The sequence below is a fragment of the Paraburkholderia ginsengiterrae genome (genome assembly GCF_001645125.1).
Taxonomy (GTDB): domain Bacteria; phylum Pseudomonadota; class Gammaproteobacteria; order Burkholderiales; family Burkholderiaceae; genus Paraburkholderia; species Paraburkholderia ginsengiterrae.
Map to the genome: position 1 here is coordinate 17,691 of NZ_LXKA01000044.1, position 17,967 is coordinate 35,657.

Genomic DNA, 17,967 nt, shown 5'->3' on the forward strand with positions numbered 1-17,967 from the left:
CCTCACATTCCAGAATCACACCATGGAAGACCGTTTCGCCGGTATCCGGGAATTTGTGGCGGCCATAGACGGAGGCAGCTTTACGGCTGCGGCGGAGACGCTCGCCGTGACCGGTTCTGCTGTGGGCAAGAGCATTTCAAGGCTGGAAGCGCGCCTTGGCGTCCAGCTTCTGCACCGGACCACGCGTCGCATCAGCCTGACTACCGAGGGTGAGGCGTACCTTGGCAGCTGCAGGCGCATCCTTGAAGAACTCGATCAGACGGAAGCGTTTCTTTCTACCGGACATCAGCTGCCCATAGGCAGAGTCCGCGTCGAGCTGCCCACCACATTCGGCCGCCGCCATATCATGCCGACGCTGCTGAACCTTAGCCTGCGTTATGAGCAACTGGATCTGTCCATCACGCTGCAAGACCGCGCTGTCGACATGGTTGGTGAAGGAATTGATTTAGCTATCCGAATCGGTGCGCTGGGAGATTACCCGGATCTCGTCGCGCGCCAACTGGGAGAGCAGCGTCTCGTGATTTGCGCGTCGCCGGCGTACATCAAGCGTCGAGGCGTCCCCAAAGATCGCGCAGAGCTTGCGAAGCACGATTGTCTGATTGGCTGGCGTCGAAGCGCGCGGCCCAACTGGCTCATCAATAACGGCAAGGGTCACGGCGAATGGTTCGAGGTTCCGGTCCGTCATGAGCTCACCGACGGCGACGCGTTACTGGAAGCATGCCTGTCAGGCTGCGGCCTGGCACAGTTGCCCAATTGGCTGGCTAGCAAAGGCCTCGCCACGGGCCGCCTGCTGCCTGTACTGCCCGAGCTTTCAGGTGTGGTCATGCCCATTCATGTTGTCTGGCAAAAGACCCGCCATCTGCAACCGAAAGTGAAAATCATCGTCGACGAACTGGTCCGGATGGCATCAGAAAACCCAGCTGCGTTCAATGCTACGTGACTAAGGAAGGCGTCAGTGGACCCGTCAGTTTCATTACACGTATAGCGTCCACTCAATGCAGACCATAAATAAGTTTTACTTTCCGATTTTCCTGCGCGCCGCCATTGTGTGAACCTTATAGCCGGTCTATAGCCACCGCATCCCCGAGAAACACGGCTATCGCCTCCAATCACAATTTCTTAAGATTCCTTAAGAAATTGATTGATGAATGTCGTCGATCGAGAGCGGAGGTTTGTTGTACTCAGGCCGATCCATGGACCGACGGTCAGGCCAATAACGGAAAGGAAAGGAGACAAATCGATGGAAAAGCGCGTGATGATCCTGATGTTGCTCGCCGCGGCCGCATTGACCGCCTGCGGAGGCGGAGATAACGTCAGCGGACCGACGCCACCCACGCTACTGACGAACATTGCCGTTCCGAATGCTTCGAGCCCGCCATTCAGTTTCGACATTGGCTACGTCGAGGCGGGAAAGTACTATCTGACCGACCGCAACAACAAAGCGGTTGATGTCGTGGATACCCAATCGAACACCTTGCTCGCACAGATTCCAGGGCCATTCATCGGCGCCGGCGCCACGACGAACGAGTCCGGTCCCGACGGAATCGTCGGTATCACCGGCACCAACACAATCTACGTAGGCGACGTGGACTCGGTCAAGGTCATCGATACGGTTGCGAAGAAAACAGTCAACACGATCGCCATCAGCAACTCCGGATCGCGCGTGGATGAAGGCTGCTACGATCCTGACGATCATCTCGTGATGTATGCGAGCCCGGGAGATTCGCCGCCGTTCGTCACGTTCATTTCCACGCTGACGCAAACGGCCGTGGTGAAGCTTCCTTTTAACGGCTCGTCCGGGCTCGAAGCGTGTACTTATGATCATGCCTCGAAGAGCTTCCTGATCAACAACGACGGGACCGCTGCCAACCCCGATGGCGAACTCGACGTCATCACCGCCAGCTCCGCGGTAGCGGGAACTCCTTCGGTAAGCAAATCATTTCCCCTAGGGAAATGCGGACCGGCGGGAATCGTGCTTGGACCCAATAACGACGTGCTAGTTGGATGCGATCCGCCCGCCGGCGACCCGCTCATCACGCTAATCCTCGATCGGACCACCGGCGCAATTCAAGCCAGCTTGCCATTTGGCGGAGTGGACCAGGTCAACTACGACCCGGTTTCCAACCGCTATTTCCTGCCGGCCCGGCACTACGTCACAACGGGTATTGCCGCGGCGTCAGGATTCAGCCCGCAGATGGGCGTAGTCGACGGCGCGTCACGTCAGTTGCTCTTCAAGATTCCGGTGGGCACAGGCGCGCATTCCGTCGCCATCGACAGCTCGCTTGGGCAAGTGTATGTGCCGTTCCAGCCCGGCGCGTCGGGATTCCCCAACGGCGGCATCTCCGTGTTCTCGACTCACTAATAGCGCGCGTCAGCAGGCCTGCCGCCTTTGGGCCAATCTTTGACTTTGGCTGCATAGTCGGGCCGGGGCTGCTGTGTCACGTAGGCGGCGACGTCAACGGCGTCCTGGTCACTTAGCGTGGCATTGCCAAGCGGCATATTGTTCTTGATGAAGCCCGCCGCCGGCCCGAGCCGCGCCATGCTCGCGCCGATGTTGTACGACGCGTCGCCCCACAGCGGCGGTATGGCATAACTGCCGCCGCTGTGCACCCCTTCGCCGTTCGCGCCATGACACGACGCGCATTTGTCTGCGTAGATCGCACGGCCATGGACGGGATCGGGCACGAGTGCCGCGTCGGCGATCTTGCCCATGCCGCGCCCCGGGCCGAACTGCCCGCCCGGAATGCCGCGCGAGAGGTACGTCATGTAGGCCAGCAAGGCATTCATCTCACGCGAATCGAACGCAAGCGGTATGCCGTTTTCCGAGCGCTGAAAACAGTTGTTGATGCGCTGGGCAAGCGACTCCACCGTCGCGCTGCGCGCGCTATAGGCAGGCGACACGCCGGTCATGCCGATCCACGGCGAGCTGAGCGGCGTGGTGCCGCCACCAATATGGCAGCTCGCACATGACATGGCGCCGCCCGGCACGTGGCCGGCGGCAAATTGCGGCGTTTCCATCGTGATCTTGCGGCCGAGTTTGATCGCTTCCGTATCCGGCCCTGGCGGGAGCGCTGCAATGCGCGCATCCACGTCATCGGCGGCGGGTGCCGCGGTTCCCTGAGCGGCACATGTCCCGAGCCCGCTCATTGACAGCGCGAACGCCAGCGCGCAAGCGGAAAAACCGGTTCTTTGCATGATCGATTCCCGTCCTGAAAGTGTGGTCCCAACGCCGTCGGCCCCCGCGATTCCAGAGCATTGTCGGCGATTCGGACGGTGGCGTCGAACGGTATAGCGCGCTCGGTGACAACCCGGGTTCACCGGCCGTTTCAATGACTCCCCGCTTGTGTGCGCTCGCCGCTGTAAACTCTGCCCAATCGCGCGCTCAACCCTAACCCAGACCACAGGCAACATGGATCGAATCGACGCAATGAAGGTGTTCGTCGCCACCCTGGACGAAGGGAGCCTCGCCGGCGCGAGCCGCCGGCTGGGCCGCTCCCCTGCCGCGGTGAGCCGGGCCATTGCGTTTCTCGAGGAACATGTCGGCACGGCCCTGCTGCACCGCACGACGCGGACCATCAAACTGAGCGAAGCCGGCGAGCGATATGCCGCCGCCTGCCGGCGCATTCTCACCGACCTCGAGGAAGCCGATTTGCTGATCGCCGGCGAGCGCTCCGCGCCGCGTGGGCTGCTCACGATTACGGCGCCCGTCGCGGCTGGCCAGGACATGCTGCGGCCGATCATCGACGATTTCGTCGACCAGTATCCGGCCGTCTCGGTGCGCCTCAATATGCTCGACCGCCCTGTCAGCCTTATCGACGAAGGGATGGACGTCGCGCTGCGCATCGCTCATTTGCCTGACTCGACGCTCGTGGCGATCCCTGTCGGTGAAGTGCGGCGGGTCGTGGCCGCGTCGCCGCGCTACCTGGCCGAGCATCCCCATATCAGCGACCCGGCCGATCTGGGCCAGCACCAGATCATCTCCATGACCCACTTTGGTCTGGATTCGTGGAGCTTTCCGCCCGCCAACGGCGCGACGATTCCGCAAGTCGTGCAGTTCTCCCCGCGCTTCATCGTCAACAGCATTCAGGCCGCGGTCGCTTCGGCCGTCGCGGGGCATGGCGTCACCCGCATGTTCTCTTATCACATCGCCGAACAGGTCAAGGACGGCTCGCTCAAGATCGTCCTGAGCGATCACGAACCGGCTCCGCTGCCGGTCCATCTGCTGACGCCTCACGGGCGTCTCGCGGTGCCCAAGGTGCGCGCGTTCGTCGACTTTGCCGCGCCACGCCTGCGCCGGTATTTCACGCAATCCCAGCGGGTCACGAAAAACAATTGAATCGCCTGGCGGAAGAATGTCTGCCGTACAGCGTGGATTCTCTCTGCAAATGGTTCAATCTAGACTTGCTCCATCGAGATCGGGCGCACATCGCAGCCCGTCGATCCTCAGGAGCAGACCATGGGTGCAGAACAGAAAGTCGTTATCGTCACGGGCGCGTCGCAGGGCATTGGCGCAGGCGTGGTTAAAGCCTACCGGGACCGCAATTACCGCGTCGTAGCCACCTCGCGCACGATCGGCGCAAGCACGGATCCCGACGTGCTGACGGTGCAAGGCGACATTGCCGATCCCGCTACCGCGCAACGCGTGATCGACACGGCGCTCGAGCGTTTCGGCCGCATCGACACGCTGGTCAACAATGCCGGTATTTTCGTTGCCAAGCCCTTCACCGAATACTCGCCAGCTGATTACACCGCCGTTATGGCGACCAACGTGACCGGCTTCTTCCATATCACGCAGCGTGCGCTCGAAGTCATGAGCAATCAGCGCAGCGGCCATATCGTCAACATCACCGCCAGCATCGTCGATCGGCCGCTGGCAGCCTTGCCGGCCGCCATGGCGGCGCTGACCAAGGGCGGCCTGAACTCGGTCACGCGTTCACTCGCCATCGAATACGCGTCGCGCGGCATCCGCGTCAATGCAGTCGCACCGGGCGTCGTGCGGACACCGATGCATGCTCCCGAGACGCACGCGGCACTCGCGAAGATGCACCCGGTGGGCCGCATCGGCGAAATCGACGACATTGCCGACGCCGTGCTGTACCTCGAATCGGCAACCTTCGTCACGGGCGAAATTCTGCGCGTCGACGGCGGCAGCAACGTCGGCGCTTAAGTGTTCGCGTCCGGCACGGAAAACCCTTTGATATTTAATTTGCAATCCGTAGGAGAAGCATTGTGATCTACGAACTTCGCACCTATCGCGCCGTGCCTGGACGCTTGCCGGATGTCACCGCGCGTTTGCGCGAGCGGATCTTGCCGATCTGGGCGCGCCTCGGCATCAGACAAAGCGGTTTCTGGACGACGCTGATCGGCGAATCCGACGCCCACCTGATTTTCATGCTGGCGTGGGATTCGCTCGCGGAACGGGAAGTGAAGTGGCAAGCGTTTCTCGACGACCCCGAATGGCATCAGGTGCGCATCGACACGGAAAGCAACGGACCGATCATCGCGAACATCACCAACGAGTTGCTCGTTCCAACCGACTTTTCTGCGTTGAAGTAAGCGTGGCGCGGCTCGCGCCGCGCGCTCGCCACCTGAATCGTTCAACCACTTGAGCTGGGAGAACAGCATGATCCGCAAGACACACCTTCTGCATGCGCTCGGCGTGCAGCACCCCATCATTCAGGCACCGATGGCCGGCGTCTCCACGCCCGCACTCGCTGCCGCGGTGTCCAACGCCGGCGCGCTGGGCTCCATCGCCGTGGGCGCAAGCACCGCGCAGCAGGCGCGCGAACTGATCGCCGCAACGCGTGCGCTCACCAGCAAGCCGTTCAACGTGAACGTGTTCTGCCATCTCCCGGCCCATAGTGATCCGCTTCGCGAAGCCACATGGCTCGCGCATCTGCAGCCGTTGTTTGCCGAGTTCGGTGCCAAGCCGCCCGCGGCGCTCAGCGAGATTTACCAGAGCTTCATGGTCGATGAGGCGCTGCTGCAAGTCCTGATCGACGAACGCCCGGCTGTCGTCAGCTTCCATTTCGGACTGCCTCCTCGCGAATGGATCGAAGCGCTGCATGACGCCGGCATCCTGCTGCTCGGCTGCGCAACCACGCCGCGTGAAGCGATGCTGATCGAACAGGCCGGGCTCGACGCCATCGTCGCGCAAGGCGCGGAAGCCGGCGGCCACCGGGGCGTGTTCGACCCGGAGGATGACTTGATGATCGGCACCCTGGCGCTGGTCCGGCTGATCGCGAAACAAACGACGCTGCCGGTCATCGCGGCGGGCGGCATCATGGACGGCGAGGGTATTGCCGCTGCCATGCTGCTCGGTGCGAGTGCGGTGCAGATGGGCACCGCGTTCGTGGTCGCTCCGGAATCCGGTGCCGATCCCGCTTACCGGAGCGCCTTGACCAGCCAACGCACGTACCGCACGGCCGTGACCGCCGCGATCTCGGGCCGGCCGGCGCGTGGACTCATCAACCGGATGCATACCGACGTCGGCTCGACGGACGCGCCGCGCCTGCCCGACTATCCGATTGCGTACGACGCCGCCAAGGCACTGAACGCCGCGGCCAGGGCGCGCGGCAACACCGACTTCGCCGTGCAGTGGGCCGGCCAAGGCGCGCCGATGGCAAGAGCATTGCCCGCGGCCGAGCTGGTTGCCACGCTGGTGAGCGAGCTTGCGGAAGCACAGGCTCAGATGCGCTCACCGGCGTTCGCGGAGCAGACAGCATGAACGCGCGCGCCAAGCTTGCTTTGCGAGCCAATCTGGTCACGGACAATCTCGATTACGCGGCGCGACATGAACACTACTGGCGCCGCAATCTGGCAGTGTGCGTGTTCGGCTCGTTCACCACGCTCGTCAGCCTGAGCATGCTGCTGCCGTTTTTACCCCTGTACGTCCAGCAACTCGGCGTGCAGTCGCAATCGGCCGTGATCCAGTGGTCCGGGATCGCGTTCGGTGCAACGTTTCTTGGAACGGCCGTCACCGCGCCGCTGTGGGGGCGTCTCGCCGATCGCTACGGCCGCAAGCCGATGCTGGTCCGCGCGGCGGTCGGCATGGCGGTGGTGATGTCGTTGATCGGCATGGCTCACAACGTGCATCAACTTGTCGGGCTGCGTCTGCTGGCGGGGCTGGTGGGCGGCTATGCATCGGCTTCGACCGTGATGGTCGGCACGCAGGTACCGCGGGAGCGCGCGGGCTGGGCGTTGGGCGTGCTGTCGACCGGCGCGCTGGCAGGCAATCTGATCGGACCGCTCGTAGGTGGATTTCTGCCGGGATGGTTCGGCATTCGCGGCACCTTCTTTGCCGGCGGCGCCATGATCGCGGCAGCCGCGTTGCTCACCATCTTCGTCGTCAAGGAAGACTTCGATCCGGCCACCCATGCCACTCGCCGCCCCGCACGCCAGACGCCGACGGCTGGGCCGCGCAACAACTATCCGGTCATCGGCGCGCTGCTGGTCACGGCGATGATGGTACTGCTCGCCAATATGTCGATCGAGCCGGTCATCACGGTTTATGTCGGCAGCCTCGGCGTGCCCTCGGCTCATCTCGCCCGCATTGCGGGCGTCGTGATGGCCTGCTCCGCTTTCGGCAGCATGCTGACGGCCGCGCGTCTTGGTGCGCTGGCCGACCGGATCGGGAGCTGGAATGTGATCGTCGGCTGCCTGGTGCTGACCGGACTCGTGATGGTCCCGCAGGCGTTCGTTCACGCGTGGTGGCAACTGGCCGCCTTGCGCGCACTGATGGGTATGACGCTGGCCGGCCTCCTGCCTTCGATTGCGAAGCTCGCGCGCAATGCCGTGGAAGAACACAGGACCGGCCAGATGCTCGGTTATCTGCAGTCGGCGCAATTCAGCGGGCAGGTGGCCGGTCCGGTTATCGGCGGTGTGATCGCCGTCCATCTCGGCCTGCATTCGGTATTTTTCGTCACCGGATCATTGCTGGTGGCGTGCGCCGCGCTCGCCCAATGGGCACGGACGAGCGTCAAGTCGCAACCTTCGACATAACCGCGGTGGCCGGATCATACCGGTAGCCTTTTTGCGCAAGCTGGTGGGCCATTGTCGTGCCAATCAGCTTTTGCTGGGTTTCCCGGGATATCAGCTCGTGATCCGGTTTCAGCCGCTCCAGTTCGGATGCGAGCCTGCGCACCAGCGCCACTTCTCCAGTGCTACGCGCGTCGATGAACAATATCCGCTCGCTCGCCACACCGAGCCGCTGCTTCAGGTCTTTGGCATGCGCCACCCACTGTTCGGCGGTGGAGCGAAGCTCGTCCAGCGCCTTCGTATGGGCTTTGGTCTGCGCCAATATCTGGCGTTGCAACGCGGCGATTTCTTCCGCGCTATCAGTCTCCGCGGCGCGAGCGCCTGGTTTCTGGGCGGCTTGACGTTCTTTGGCAAGAGCATCAGTTTGCGCGGCGAGGCGCTGCGTCAACTGGGCTGCATGCTGGTCGGCGGCATCTGCTTGCGCCTTCGCGGTGGCTACGTCTTGCGCAAGCCGGGCCAGATCGGCGCTCGCGGCGGCTTTCGCTTCGGTCAGCGTCCCGACATGCCGCCGGGTCTCGTCGAGTTCACGGGTCACGCGCTGCAGCTCTTCACGCTGAGCGGCCGCTTCTTCAGTCCGTGCCGCGACGGCCCGGCGCTCGCTTGTCAGCACGGCGCGAGCGTCGCTGAGTTCAGACTCGAGCGCGGCGAGGCGCGCGAGGCTCTCGTTCGTTTGCGTGCCGGCGCCTTCCAGGCGTAATGACGCTGCGTTGAGCTGCTCCGACAAACGAGCCACTTCCTGCGACTTCGCCTGACTCACGTCGCCCAGCGCGACGAGATCTTGCCGTGTCTGGTCGAGTTCTTGAGTGACCCGCGCTATTTCATCCTGCTTGCTTGCGACAGCCGCATCCGCGGTTTCGCGCGCACGGCGTTCCTCGTAGAGCGACGCCTTCGCGGCTTCCAGCGCTGCGTCATGGGTCGACGCTTGCTGCACGAGTTCTTGTATCCGCGACTCGGCTGACTCAGCGCGCAACGAAGCCGCGCTTAAGTCTTCCATCAGCCGCACCGCCTCTTGCGACTTCGCCTGGCTGGCATCGCCCAGCGCGGCGAGGTCCAGGCGTGTCTGACCGAGTTCCTGAGTGACTCGCGCTATTTCATCCTGCTTGCTTGCGACAGCCGCATCCGCGGCTTCGCGCTCACGGCGTTCCTCGTCGAGCAACGCCTTCGCGGCTTCCAGCGCAGCGTCATGGGCCGACGCTTGCTGCACGAGTTCTTGGATCCGCGACTCGGCCGACTCAGCGCGCAACGAAGCCGCGCTTAGGTCATCCATCAGCCGCGCCACCTCTTGCGACTTCGCCTGGCTGGCATCACCCAACGCAACGAGGTCGTGACGCGTCTGATCGAGCTCCCGGGTGACTCGCGCAATTTCGTCGCTCTTGCTGGCGACAGCCGCGTCCGACGCTTCGCGCGCCCGGCGCTCCGCGTCGAGCGACGCCTTCGCGGCTTCCAGCGCAGCGTCATGTGCCGATGCTTGCCGCACGAGTTCTTGTATCCGCGACTCGGCCGACTCAGCCCGCAACGAAGCCGCGCTCAAGTCCTCCGACAGTCGTGCCACTTCCTGAGACTTCGCCTGGCTGATATCGCCCAACGCAACGAGGTCCTGACGTGTCTGATCAAGCTCCTGAGTGACTCGCGCAATTTCGTCGCTCTTGCTGGCGACAGCCGCGTCCGACGCTTCACGCGCCCGGCGTTCCTCGTCGAGCGACGCTTTCGTGGTTTCCAGTTTGCTGTTTTCTTCCGACGCGCGTTGCACGAGTTCGTCGATACGCGACTCGGCGGCCCCCGCGCGCAACGAAGCCGCGCTTAGCTCGTCCGACAATCGCGCCACTTCCTGCGACTTCGCCTGGCTGACATCGCCCAACGCCACCAGGTCCTGCCGCGTCTGTTCGAGCTCCTGTGTGACTCGCGCGATTTCATCGTTCCTGCTTGCAACTGCCGCGTCCGACGCTTCGCGGGCCCGGCGTTCCTCATCAAGCGACGCCTTCGTGGCTTCCAGTCTGGCGTCTTCTTCCGCCGCGCGTTGCACGAGTTCCTCGATACGTGCGCCAGCGGCATCCACGCGCGACGACGCCGCGCTCAACTCTTCGGACAATCGCGCCACTTCCTGCGACTTCACCTGAAGGTCGTCGCCCAACGTGGTGGCCTCATGCCGCGCCTGATCGAGTTCCTGCGCGACCCGTGCGATCTCATCATTCCTGCTCGCGACAGCCGCAGCCAGCAAATCGCGAGCCTTGCGCTCCTCCTCGAGCGACGCCTTCGTGGCCTCCAGAACCGCATCCTGCTCCGCGGCACAATGCACGAGCTCGCCGATGCGAGTTTCGGCCACTTCGGCCCGGCCCGCCGCCGCCGCGAGCTCCTCGCCAAGCTGGGTGGCGCCGCTTTCCGCGGCGCTCAGCGCGTTCGTCAGGCTCTGGATACGCTCGCGGCCCGATTCGACTTCTTCCACCGTCTTCTGGTACTCGGCAAGCGCCTCGTCCCGTTCCGCGAACGCCGCATCAAGATTCTGGTTCACCGCGGCCATGCGATGATTGAAGGCCCGCTCCGCGTCGTCCTGGGAGGCCGCCCAGATTCGCCCCGCCGCGCTCATCACGGTGTCGGCGAGGGTCTCCGGCAACGCGGCCTGGACCTTCATTTCCGGCATCTCAGCCTGGCGCGCTTCGCGCCAGCGTTGCAAGGCCGCGACGACCTCGACCAGCGAGCCGCCCCGAACCTCCTTCCAGATTGTTACTGGCGAAACCCGTATGCCTTCCTCGACCATGCGATCTGCGATTGCAGCGATCCGTTCGTCGGTGATGATGTCTGTGTCCGTGGACATAAGCGCCTCAAAAATCGATGTAACCCGGCGAAAGCTAAAACTTCCAATACGTTACTACGTCTTGCGATGCCCGCACTATACGGTAACCGGCCGCGCATTTCGCACGCCGGCTAGTTCACTGAGCGGTGGGTTGCGGCAAGCGCGTCAAGCCCGGCGAACACAAAGCGGACGTAGTCGTCCACCAGCGCGGTCTTGTCTTTTGCCAGGGCGGGCAGCATGGCGGTTTGGACCTGTTTTGGCGCGATCATCATCAGGATGCAAGGCAGCACGGAGAACATCAGCGCGCGCTGCACGGCCGGCTCCTGTGGATCCAGCCGTAGCACCTCGCCGATCAGATGCAGCAGCACGGCGGCTTTCGGCCGGATTGCCTGCTCGATCAGCGCCGGAATCGCGGGGGACGGCGACAGTACCTCGCGCAACATCAGCATGAATCCCCAAGGCGCGCGGGAGCCGGTCGAGACACCGATGAAACGGGACAGCACCGCCCGCAATCGCTCCCTAGGGTCACCCGGCACTGCGGTGAGCGCCGTTAGTTCGTCCAGACCGACCACCTGCCGGTGCGCCTCGACGAGCACCGCTTCGTAAAGTGCCTCGCGGCTGCCGAAGTGATAATTCACCGAGGCCATAGGCGTACCGGCCCGCTCGCAAATTTCCTTGCTGGTTGCGTCCGCGAAACCGCGCTCGGCGAACACCTGCACTGCGGTATCGAGCAAATGCTGACGGGTCGCCGCGCCGTCAGGCCGGCTCGCCCGTTTTGGCTGCGCTGGCTGTTTCACCGCGGTCTTGGCTGGTTTGGTCGGCATGGGCGAACTTGCGGCCTCACAAATAGTTTGAATTCAAATTCAAATTCACATATCATCAATTTTACTTCATCTGCGTGAGCGCTGTGGAACGCGGCATGATGTAAACAAGTATGGATTGCTTACTGAGTATGTGCCCATCATCAGGCATGTTCGAGTGGGACGAAACCGATGCTGACTTCAACCATGAGCCGAGTCGCCGTCGCCTTGCTGCTGGTCGCCGCCAGCCTCGGCGCGGGCTGCTCCCGTCACGACGACAATGCCTATCAGGGCTACGTTGAAGGCGAGTACGTCTATCTCGGTTCATCGCAGGCGGGCAAGCTGACGCAGTTGCCGGTCATGCGCGGACAAACGGTGAAGGCGGATACGCCCCTTTTCGCGCTCGACGCGGTCGACGAAACCGCCGCACTGCAGCAGGCGCAACAACAACTTGCCGCGGCCCGGTCGCAACTCGCCGACATCGAAACGGGCAAGCGCGCGCCCGAGGTCGCCGTCAATCGTGCGCAGCTCGCCCAAGCCGTCGCCAACGCGCACAAGGCTTCGCTGCAATTGACGCGCGACGAGGCGCAGTTCAGCGCGGGCGGCATTTCCAAGGGGCAACTCGACGATTCGCGCGCGAACGCGGACGCCACCGCGGCACAAGTGCGCGAACTCACCAGCCAGGTCGACGTGGCGCACCTGCCCGGCCGTTCGCAGCAGATTGCCGCCCAACAGGCCCAGGTCGCGGCCGCCGAAGCCGTCGTCACCCAGGCGCAGTGGAAAGTGGACCAGAAGCGCGTGAATGCGCCTGCCGACGGACTCGTCTACGACACGCTCTACCGCATCGGCGAATGGGTGTCGGCAGGCAGTCCGGTTGTGCAGATGCTGCCGCCGCAGAACATCAAGGTGCGCTTCTTCGCGCCGGAGGCGATTGTCGGCGGGCTCGCGCCGGGGCGCGACGTCACGATCCACTGCGACGGCTGCGCCGCCGACGTGCTGGCGAAAATCACGTACGTGTCGAAAGAGGCCGAATACACTCCGCCCGTTATTTACAGCAACGAAAACCGGGCCAAGCTGGTTTTCATGATTGAAGCGCACCCGGCCGTGGCGGATGCAACGAAGCTTCACCCCGGACAGCCGGTTGCCGTGGTGCTGAAATGAGCAACGGCGCGCTCGAATACGCCATCGACGTGCGTAACCTGAACAAGCATTTTGGCGACAAGCATGTCGTCAACGACGTATCGCTGCAGGTCGCGCCCGGCGAGATCTTTGGTTTTCTCGGGCCGAACGGCAGCGGCAAAACCACCTCGATCCGCCTGATGTGCGGACTGCTTACGCCGGATTCCGGCACCGGCACTTGCCTCGGTTACGACATCCTGCGCGAGAGCGGCCAGATCAAGCGCCACGTCGGCTATATGACGCAGCGGTTCTCGTATTGGGACGACCTGACCATCCGCGAAAATCTCGACTTCGTCGCGCGCGTCTATCAGATGCGCAACCGGCGCGAAGCCGTGGACCGGTCGCTCGAATCGCTAGGCCTGCAAAGCCGCGCGAATCAGTTGACCGGCTCGCTGTCCGGCGGCTGGAAGCAACGCCTCGCGCTCGCCGCGTGCATGCTGCACGAACCCCAACTGCTGCTACTCGACGAACCCACGGCGGGCGTCGATCCCACCGCGCGGCGTGACTTCTGGGAGGAACTCCACCGGCTCGCCGCGCGCGGCATCTCTGTGCTCGTCAGCACGCATTACATGGATGAAGCCGAGCGCTGCCACAAGCTCGCCTATATCGCGTACGGCAAGCTGCTGGCGAAAGGCACGGCCGCCGACGTGATTGCGTCGCAGGACCTCGCTACATGGTCGATCTACGGCGACCGTCTGAGCGATCTGTCCGAACGGCTCCGCGCGATGCCCGGCGTCGACCAGACGGTCGTTTTCGGCTCCGCGCTGCATGCGAGCGGGCGCGATCACGCCGCGCTGGAGCAGGCGATCAGGCAGGCGACCGCGGGCACCGCGCTACGAACCGAGCGGATTGGCACCGGACTGGAAGATGTGTTCATCTATCTGATGAACCAGTCGAAAGACAATTTCGGGGCGCCGTCGTGAGCACGCGCACGGTCTTTTCGCTGACGCGCTGGTGGAGCATCGTGCTCAAGGAGTTCCTTCAGCTACGGCGCGATCGCGTGACGTTCGCGATGATCGTCGGCATACCGATCATCCAGCTTGCGCTGTTCGGCTTTGCGATCAACACCGACCCCAAGCATCTTCCGACCGCCGTTATCGTGCACGACCAGAGCGAGTTCTCGCGCAGCTTCATTGCGGCGATGACCAATTCGGCGTACTTCGACATTGTCGAAACCCTGCCCGACGAGGAAGCGGGACGCCGGGCACTGGCGCAGGGCCGCGTGCAATTCGTGCTGAGCGTGCCGGTGGATTTCTCGCGCAAGCTGCTGCGCGGCGAACATCCATCATTACTGGTTGAAGCCGACGCAACCGACCCGACCGCGACGAACATCGCCGTTGCGGCACTGCCGAATCTGGTTCAGCCAGTAGCGGACAAAGACATCACCGGGCCGCTCGCGCATCTGAACGGCACGCCAGGCGCGTTCGGCGTGCAGGTCCACAATCTGTACAACCCGGAAGGCATCACGCAATACAACGTCGTGCCCGGTCTGATGGGTGTGATCCTGACCATGACGCTGGTCATGATGACGGGTCTCGCCATGACACGCGAACGTGAACGCGGCACCATGGAGAACCTGCTTTCGACGCCGGCCTTACCTGTGGAAGTCGTGACCGGCAAGATCGTGCCTTATGTCGCGATTGGCCTGATTCAGGCAACCATCATTCTGGCCGCGACGCGTTTTGTGTTTCATGTGCCTTTCGTCGGCAGTCCGGTGGCGATCTATTTCGCGGCGCTGCTCTTCATTGCCGCGAACCTGACGGTGGGCATCACCTTGTCCTCACTCGCGCAAAACCAGTTGCAGGCCGTGCAGCTCACCATGTTCTACTTCCTGCCGAATATCCTGCTCTCCGGTTTCATGTTTCCATTCGCGGGCATGCCGCAATGGGCGCAGTTCATCGGCAACCTGTTGCCGCTGACCTATTTCAACCGGCTGATACGCGGCATCTTGCTAAAAGGCGATGGCTGGGCGGATCTGTGGCCGTCGGTGTGGCCCATGGTGCTCTTCACTGCCGTGGTAATGGCGATTGCACTGCGCTTCTACCGGCGCACGCTCGATTAGGAGATCACGTCAATGAGAGTCCTCCTCACTTCGTGCGCTTTGGTACTGTGTGGCTGCGCAGTCGGCCCGGATTTTCAATCGCCCGCCGCGCCCGACACGCAAACGTATACGCATGACGCATTGCCTGAACGTACCGCTTCGGCCGGCGGCGTGGCCGGGTCGGCGCAGGCATTCAGCGTTGCGCCCAACGCGGTCCCCGCGTGGTGGCGGCAGTTCCAGTCCGATGCGCTCGATCGTCTGGTGGATCAGGCGTTGCGTCAAAGCCCGACACTCGACGAAGCACGGGCGAAGCTGCTCGAAGCGCGCGAGAACACCACCGCGCTGGCAGGCTCGACGCAATTTCCCCGCGTCGATGCCACCCTTTCCGGCACGCGAGAGAAGGTCGATCCCGCTGCATTCGGCGTTCCGCTCGTCCAGAATCCGGGGCCGTTTTCGTTGTTCAACGCGTCGGTGAGCGTGTCGTATGTGTTCGACATCTTCGGCGGCAACCGTCGCGCGATTGAAGCGAGCCTGGCGCAGGTCGATTACGCATCGTACGAACTCGATGCGGCGCGCCTGTCCATCGCGGGCAATGTGGTGTCCACGGCTGTGCGGCGCGCGTCGTTGCAACAGCAGATCACGTTGACGCAACGCCTTGCCGATGCGCAGGCACGTCAGCTCTCCATCACCGAAGCCCGCTTCACCGCCGGTGGCGTATCGCAACTCGACGTGCGCAGCCAGCGCACGCTGCTGGCGCAGACGCGCGCCGCGTTGCCGCCGCTCGCGCAGCAACTGGCCGCAGCCGATCATCAACTTGCGATTCTGCTCGGTATCGCGCCATCGAAAGCGGACTTCAGCGATCTCACGTTCGACGCCCTCCATTTGCCCGAAGACCTTCCCGTCACACTGCCCTCCACGCTCGCCCACGCGCGCCCGGACATCCGTGCCTCGGAAGCCTTGCTGCATCAGGCCAGCGCGAACGTCGGCGTAGCGACGGCGAACCTGTATCCGCAGTTCACCTTGTCGGCGGGGATCGGCTCCGAGCGCACCAATGTCAATGACATCGTGAACGGGTTGAACATCTGGAACATTGGTCTCAACCTGACGCAACCCATATTTCACGGCGGAGAATTGCACGCGAAAAAGCGCGCGGCTCAAGCGGCCTACGACGCGGCGTTCGCGAGTTACCGGCAAACGGTGCTTCAGGCATTGCAACAGGTCGCCGATTCGCTGACTGCCCTGCAGAGCGACGCGCTGGCACTCCAGGCTCGTGATGTGGCCGCGCAGGAGGCGCAAGCCAGCCTCGATATCGCCCGCCGGCAATATACGGCGGGTGGCATCAGCCAGATCAACCTCATTGATGCCGAACGCCAGGCGTTGCAGACCTCACTTGACCGGACGCGTGCGCAAGCTGATCGCTTCACCGATACGGCCGCGTTGTTCCAGGCGCTGGGCGGCGAGATGACGGATACGACGCTGGGCGGCACGCCGTGATCGTGCCGTTCGGGTTGTGCAGGTCGGGGCGCTGCATTGAGCCCCTACTCGCGTAAATATGAGGGCTGCGTTTTATCCCCTCACCAAGGCGAGCGTTTGTCGCTCCGTCCGAAATGCACCACTCGCGATTCAGCTTCGTCGACCGCGAATACCGGGGCGCTTTGCAACTGCTGTTCGTGCAGATCGAGTAAGCGGGTAATCGCCGCGCAATCGGCGGGCGCGATATGCCAGATATTCTGGCTTGCGCCCCGGGCGGCGGCGTCCAGAATACGCTCGGCATCGAGATAATGCTCACGCTCGAGCGCGCCGAAACCCGCATCCTGAAGATACCAGGCGAGATAGAGCGCTTTCACCAGTTTGGCCAGCAAATCGCCGTTGCCCTTGCCCGCCTGAAACGCCGCCAAGGAAAGATGCCAGCGCAACGACTGTTCCCGTACATAAGCCGCCGAATGCGGTAAAAGCCGGGTTTTGCCAAGCGGTTTTCTGCGCGACTGATTCCCCGTTGGCCTTTTCTTGCGATTCTGCGGCATGGATCGTTTATCTGCTTGATGCTATTTTTAATTCCAGCATCGTAATGCATATAACAGACAAAAATCCATCGTCGAGCCGATTTGACATGATTTATTAATATGCCTTACGCATATCAATACTGCATCGAAAATATTTTAATTAATCAGACTCAATTAACTTGTTGTGTTAATTAGATTTTCACAATACACGAGAATACTCGTCGACCGACGAGTTCGGCGCCCCTCCTTTCTGATTTCGACCGCTACCCGAATATGTCGCGATATGCGCCGTACCTCGACAGTACAATCAGCGAGCTGACCAGCGGCATCGCCACCAATCCACGCACGAGCAACGCTGCCGGATCGGCCAGCAAGGCATTACCCACAACGACCGCTGCAATCACAATCCCATACAAAGACGCAATTCGCCAGTTGCGTACGACAGCACGCAAACTTGCTGCCACCGCGGCCAGCGGCGAAACGTTGTTCAGTACAACCAGCGTCGGCGCAAACCAGACAAGCGACGCCGCGAGCGCATAGCCGGCAACATCGAATAGCGGCTCCAGCGCATTGCCCCCGCCATTGTGCGCGCCGTAAACGATTGTCAGATCGTGCATGCCATTGGGCATAACGGATGTCTTCATCGACACATGGAACACCGCGAATGCGATCAGTTGTCCCAAGCAAGCCGCGCAAGCGCCGCACACCCCAACTGCGACTAATGCATTGCGATGCACGTTGACGGCCTCGAGCGTCTCGAGAATCGTCCATGGCCGCGCATTGTTCGACCGTTCCTGCATCAGCACAAGAGCCGCCGCAAAAAACGGCCCGACGAGCACGGCGAGCATGCGTAACGGCGGCACCAGTTCGAACAACGTCGCCATATCGGCGCAGGCCAGAATCGCCGCCAGCCACATCACCGGATTCATGCGCGCGATATGGAACCCTTGCGCGAGCCAGCCTGCCACACTCAGTATGCCGACCACGCGGCTGTCCGGACAGTGCGATCCGGACACGCGTTGCGGGTGCATCGGGACTGCCGTACCGCCTGAATAGTGCATATTCATGACCGCTTCCCTGTTGTCGAATTGAGCGCAAGACGTCAATACATCGGCG

At 62.6% G+C, this 17,967-nt stretch carries 16 protein-coding genes; 11 read left to right on the forward strand and 5 right to left on the reverse strand.

Annotated elements, in window-relative coordinates; genetic code table 11:
* Window positions 1–22: 22 nt before the first annotated feature.
* Window positions 23–940: a LysR family transcriptional regulator gene (locus tag A6V37_RS02955; RefSeq protein WP_064266108.1), complete on the forward strand. Its 918-nt coding sequence runs from the start codon at window positions 23–25 to the stop codon at window positions 938–940.
* A gap of 300 nt (window positions 941–1,240) precedes the next feature.
* On the forward strand, window positions 1,241–2,362 hold the full coding sequence (locus A6V37_RS02960; protein ID WP_064266109.1) for a YncE family protein: 1,122 nt from the start codon (window positions 1,241–1,243) through the stop codon (window positions 2,360–2,362).
* On the opposite strand, the gene A6V37_RS02965 is transcribed toward A6V37_RS02960, so the two are convergent.
* Window positions 2,359–3,195, reverse strand: a complete 837-nt coding sequence (locus A6V37_RS02965) for a c-type cytochrome (protein WP_064266110.1) — start codon at window positions 3,193–3,195, stop codon at window positions 2,359–2,361. The two genes, A6V37_RS02960 and A6V37_RS02965, sit on opposite strands and share 4 nt — an antisense overlap.
* A gap of 214 nt (window positions 3,196–3,409) precedes the next feature.
* Between A6V37_RS02965 and A6V37_RS02970 the strand changes: the two genes are divergently transcribed.
* The 5 genes from A6V37_RS02970 (at window position 3,410) to A6V37_RS02990 (ending at window position 8,001) form a co-directional block, all read left to right on the forward strand.
* Window positions 3,410–4,336: a LysR family transcriptional regulator gene (locus tag A6V37_RS02970; RefSeq protein WP_064266111.1), complete on the forward strand. Its 927-nt coding sequence runs from the start codon at window positions 3,410–3,412 to the stop codon at window positions 4,334–4,336.
* A gap of 120 nt (window positions 4,337–4,456) precedes the next feature.
* Entirely contained in the window at window positions 4,457–5,167 is a 711-nt protein-coding gene (locus A6V37_RS02975) for an SDR family NAD(P)-dependent oxidoreductase (RefSeq protein ID WP_064266112.1), read from the forward strand.
* Window positions 5,168–5,229: 62 nt separating this feature from the next.
* Window positions 5,230–5,556 (forward strand): NIPSNAP family protein, encoded by a 327-nt coding sequence (locus A6V37_RS02980; protein WP_064266113.1) that lies wholly within the window; start codon window positions 5,230–5,232, stop codon window positions 5,554–5,556.
* 67 nt (window positions 5,557–5,623) lie between these two features.
* Complete coding sequence (locus A6V37_RS02985) at window positions 5,624–6,727, forward strand: NAD(P)H-dependent flavin oxidoreductase (protein WP_064266114.1); 1,104 nt, start codon at window positions 5,624–5,626, stop codon at window positions 6,725–6,727.
* On the forward strand, window positions 6,724–8,001 hold the full coding sequence (locus A6V37_RS02990; protein WP_064266115.1) for an MFS transporter: 1,278 nt from the start codon (window positions 6,724–6,726) through the stop codon (window positions 7,999–8,001). The genes A6V37_RS02985 and A6V37_RS02990 overlap by 4 nt, the downstream gene beginning before the upstream one ends.
* Here the strand turns inward: A6V37_RS02990 and A6V37_RS02995 are convergent.
* Complete coding sequence (locus A6V37_RS02995; protein ID WP_064285770.1) at window positions 7,979–10,849, reverse strand: DNA-binding protein; 2,871 nt, start codon at window positions 10,847–10,849, stop codon at window positions 7,979–7,981. The two genes, A6V37_RS02990 and A6V37_RS02995, sit on opposite strands and share 23 nt — an antisense overlap.
* Window positions 10,850–10,959: 110 nt before the next feature.
* On the reverse strand, window positions 10,960–11,652 hold the full coding sequence (locus A6V37_RS03000; RefSeq protein WP_064266117.1) for a TetR/AcrR family transcriptional regulator: 693 nt from the start codon (window positions 11,650–11,652) through the stop codon (window positions 10,960–10,962).
* Window positions 11,653–11,835: 183 nt separating this feature from the next.
* On the opposite strand from A6V37_RS03000, the gene A6V37_RS03005 reads away from it, so the two are divergent.
* From A6V37_RS03005 to A6V37_RS03020, 4 genes are read left to right on the forward strand one after another with little or no spacing between them, the layout of a single operon-like run.
* Entirely contained in the window at window positions 11,836–12,789 is a 954-nt protein-coding gene (locus A6V37_RS03005) for an HlyD family secretion protein (RefSeq protein ID WP_064285776.1), read from the forward strand.
* Entirely contained in the window at window positions 12,786–13,730 is a 945-nt protein-coding gene (locus tag A6V37_RS03010) for an ABC transporter ATP-binding protein (RefSeq protein ID WP_064266118.1), read from the forward strand. Before A6V37_RS03005 ends, A6V37_RS03010 begins: the two co-directional genes overlap by 4 nt.
* Window positions 13,727–14,869 (forward strand): ABC transporter permease, encoded by a 1,143-nt coding sequence (locus A6V37_RS03015; protein WP_064266119.1) that lies wholly within the window; start codon window positions 13,727–13,729, stop codon window positions 14,867–14,869. Before A6V37_RS03010 ends, A6V37_RS03015 begins: the two co-directional genes overlap by 4 nt.
* Window positions 14,870–14,881: 12 nt before the next feature.
* A complete protein-coding gene (locus A6V37_RS03020; RefSeq protein ID WP_064266120.1) occupies window positions 14,882–16,342 on the forward strand; it encodes an efflux transporter outer membrane subunit in 1,461 nt (486 codons plus the stop codon).
* Window positions 16,343–16,422: 80 nt separating this feature from the next.
* On the opposite strand, the gene A6V37_RS03025 is transcribed toward A6V37_RS03020, so the two are convergent.
* Entirely contained in the window at window positions 16,423–16,764 is a 342-nt protein-coding gene (locus A6V37_RS03025; protein WP_242665738.1) for a hypothetical protein, read from the reverse strand.
* A gap of 350 nt (window positions 16,765–17,114) precedes the next feature.
* A complete protein-coding gene (locus A6V37_RS03030) occupies window positions 17,115–17,918 on the reverse strand; it encodes a BPSS1780 family membrane protein (RefSeq protein ID WP_064285771.1) in 804 nt (267 codons plus the stop codon).
* Window positions 17,919–17,967: the final 49 nt, after the last annotated feature.

Coding starts and splice junctions, on each gene's coding strand:
- A6V37_RS03030 (WP_064285771.1), bottom strand. CDS start 17,918: ATGAATATGCACTATTCAGGCGGTACGGCAGTCCCGATGCACCCGCAA.
- A6V37_RS02985 (WP_064266114.1), top strand. CDS start 5,624: ATGATCCGCAAGACACACCTTCTGCATGCGCTCGGCGTGCAGCACCCC.
- A6V37_RS02960 (WP_064266109.1), top strand. CDS start 1,241: ATGGAAAAGCGCGTGATGATCCTGATGTTGCTCGCCGCGGCCGCATTG.
- A6V37_RS03005 (WP_064285776.1), top strand. CDS start 11,836: ATGAGCCGAGTCGCCGTCGCCTTGCTGCTGGTCGCCGCCAGCCTCGGC.
- A6V37_RS03000 (WP_064266117.1), bottom strand. CDS start 11,652: ATGCCGACCAAACCAGCCAAGACCGCGGTGAAACAGCCAGCGCAGCCA.
- A6V37_RS03010 (WP_064266118.1), top strand. CDS start 12,786: ATGAGCAACGGCGCGCTCGAATACGCCATCGACGTGCGTAACCTGAAC.
- A6V37_RS02995 (WP_064285770.1), bottom strand. CDS start 10,849: ATGTCCACGGACACAGACATCATCACCGACGAACGGATCGCTGCAATC.
- A6V37_RS02975 (WP_064266112.1), top strand. CDS start 4,457: ATGGGTGCAGAACAGAAAGTCGTTATCGTCACGGGCGCGTCGCAGGGC.
- A6V37_RS02955 (WP_064266108.1), top strand. CDS start 23: ATGGAAGACCGTTTCGCCGGTATCCGGGAATTTGTGGCGGCCATAGAC.
- A6V37_RS02990 (WP_064266115.1), top strand. CDS start 6,724: ATGAACGCGCGCGCCAAGCTTGCTTTGCGAGCCAATCTGGTCACGGAC.
- A6V37_RS03020 (WP_064266120.1), top strand. CDS start 14,882: ATGAGAGTCCTCCTCACTTCGTGCGCTTTGGTACTGTGTGGCTGCGCA.
- A6V37_RS02970 (WP_064266111.1), top strand. CDS start 3,410: ATGGATCGAATCGACGCAATGAAGGTGTTCGTCGCCACCCTGGACGAA.
- A6V37_RS02965 (WP_064266110.1), bottom strand. CDS start 3,195: ATGCAAAGAACCGGTTTTTCCGCTTGCGCGCTGGCGTTCGCGCTGTCA.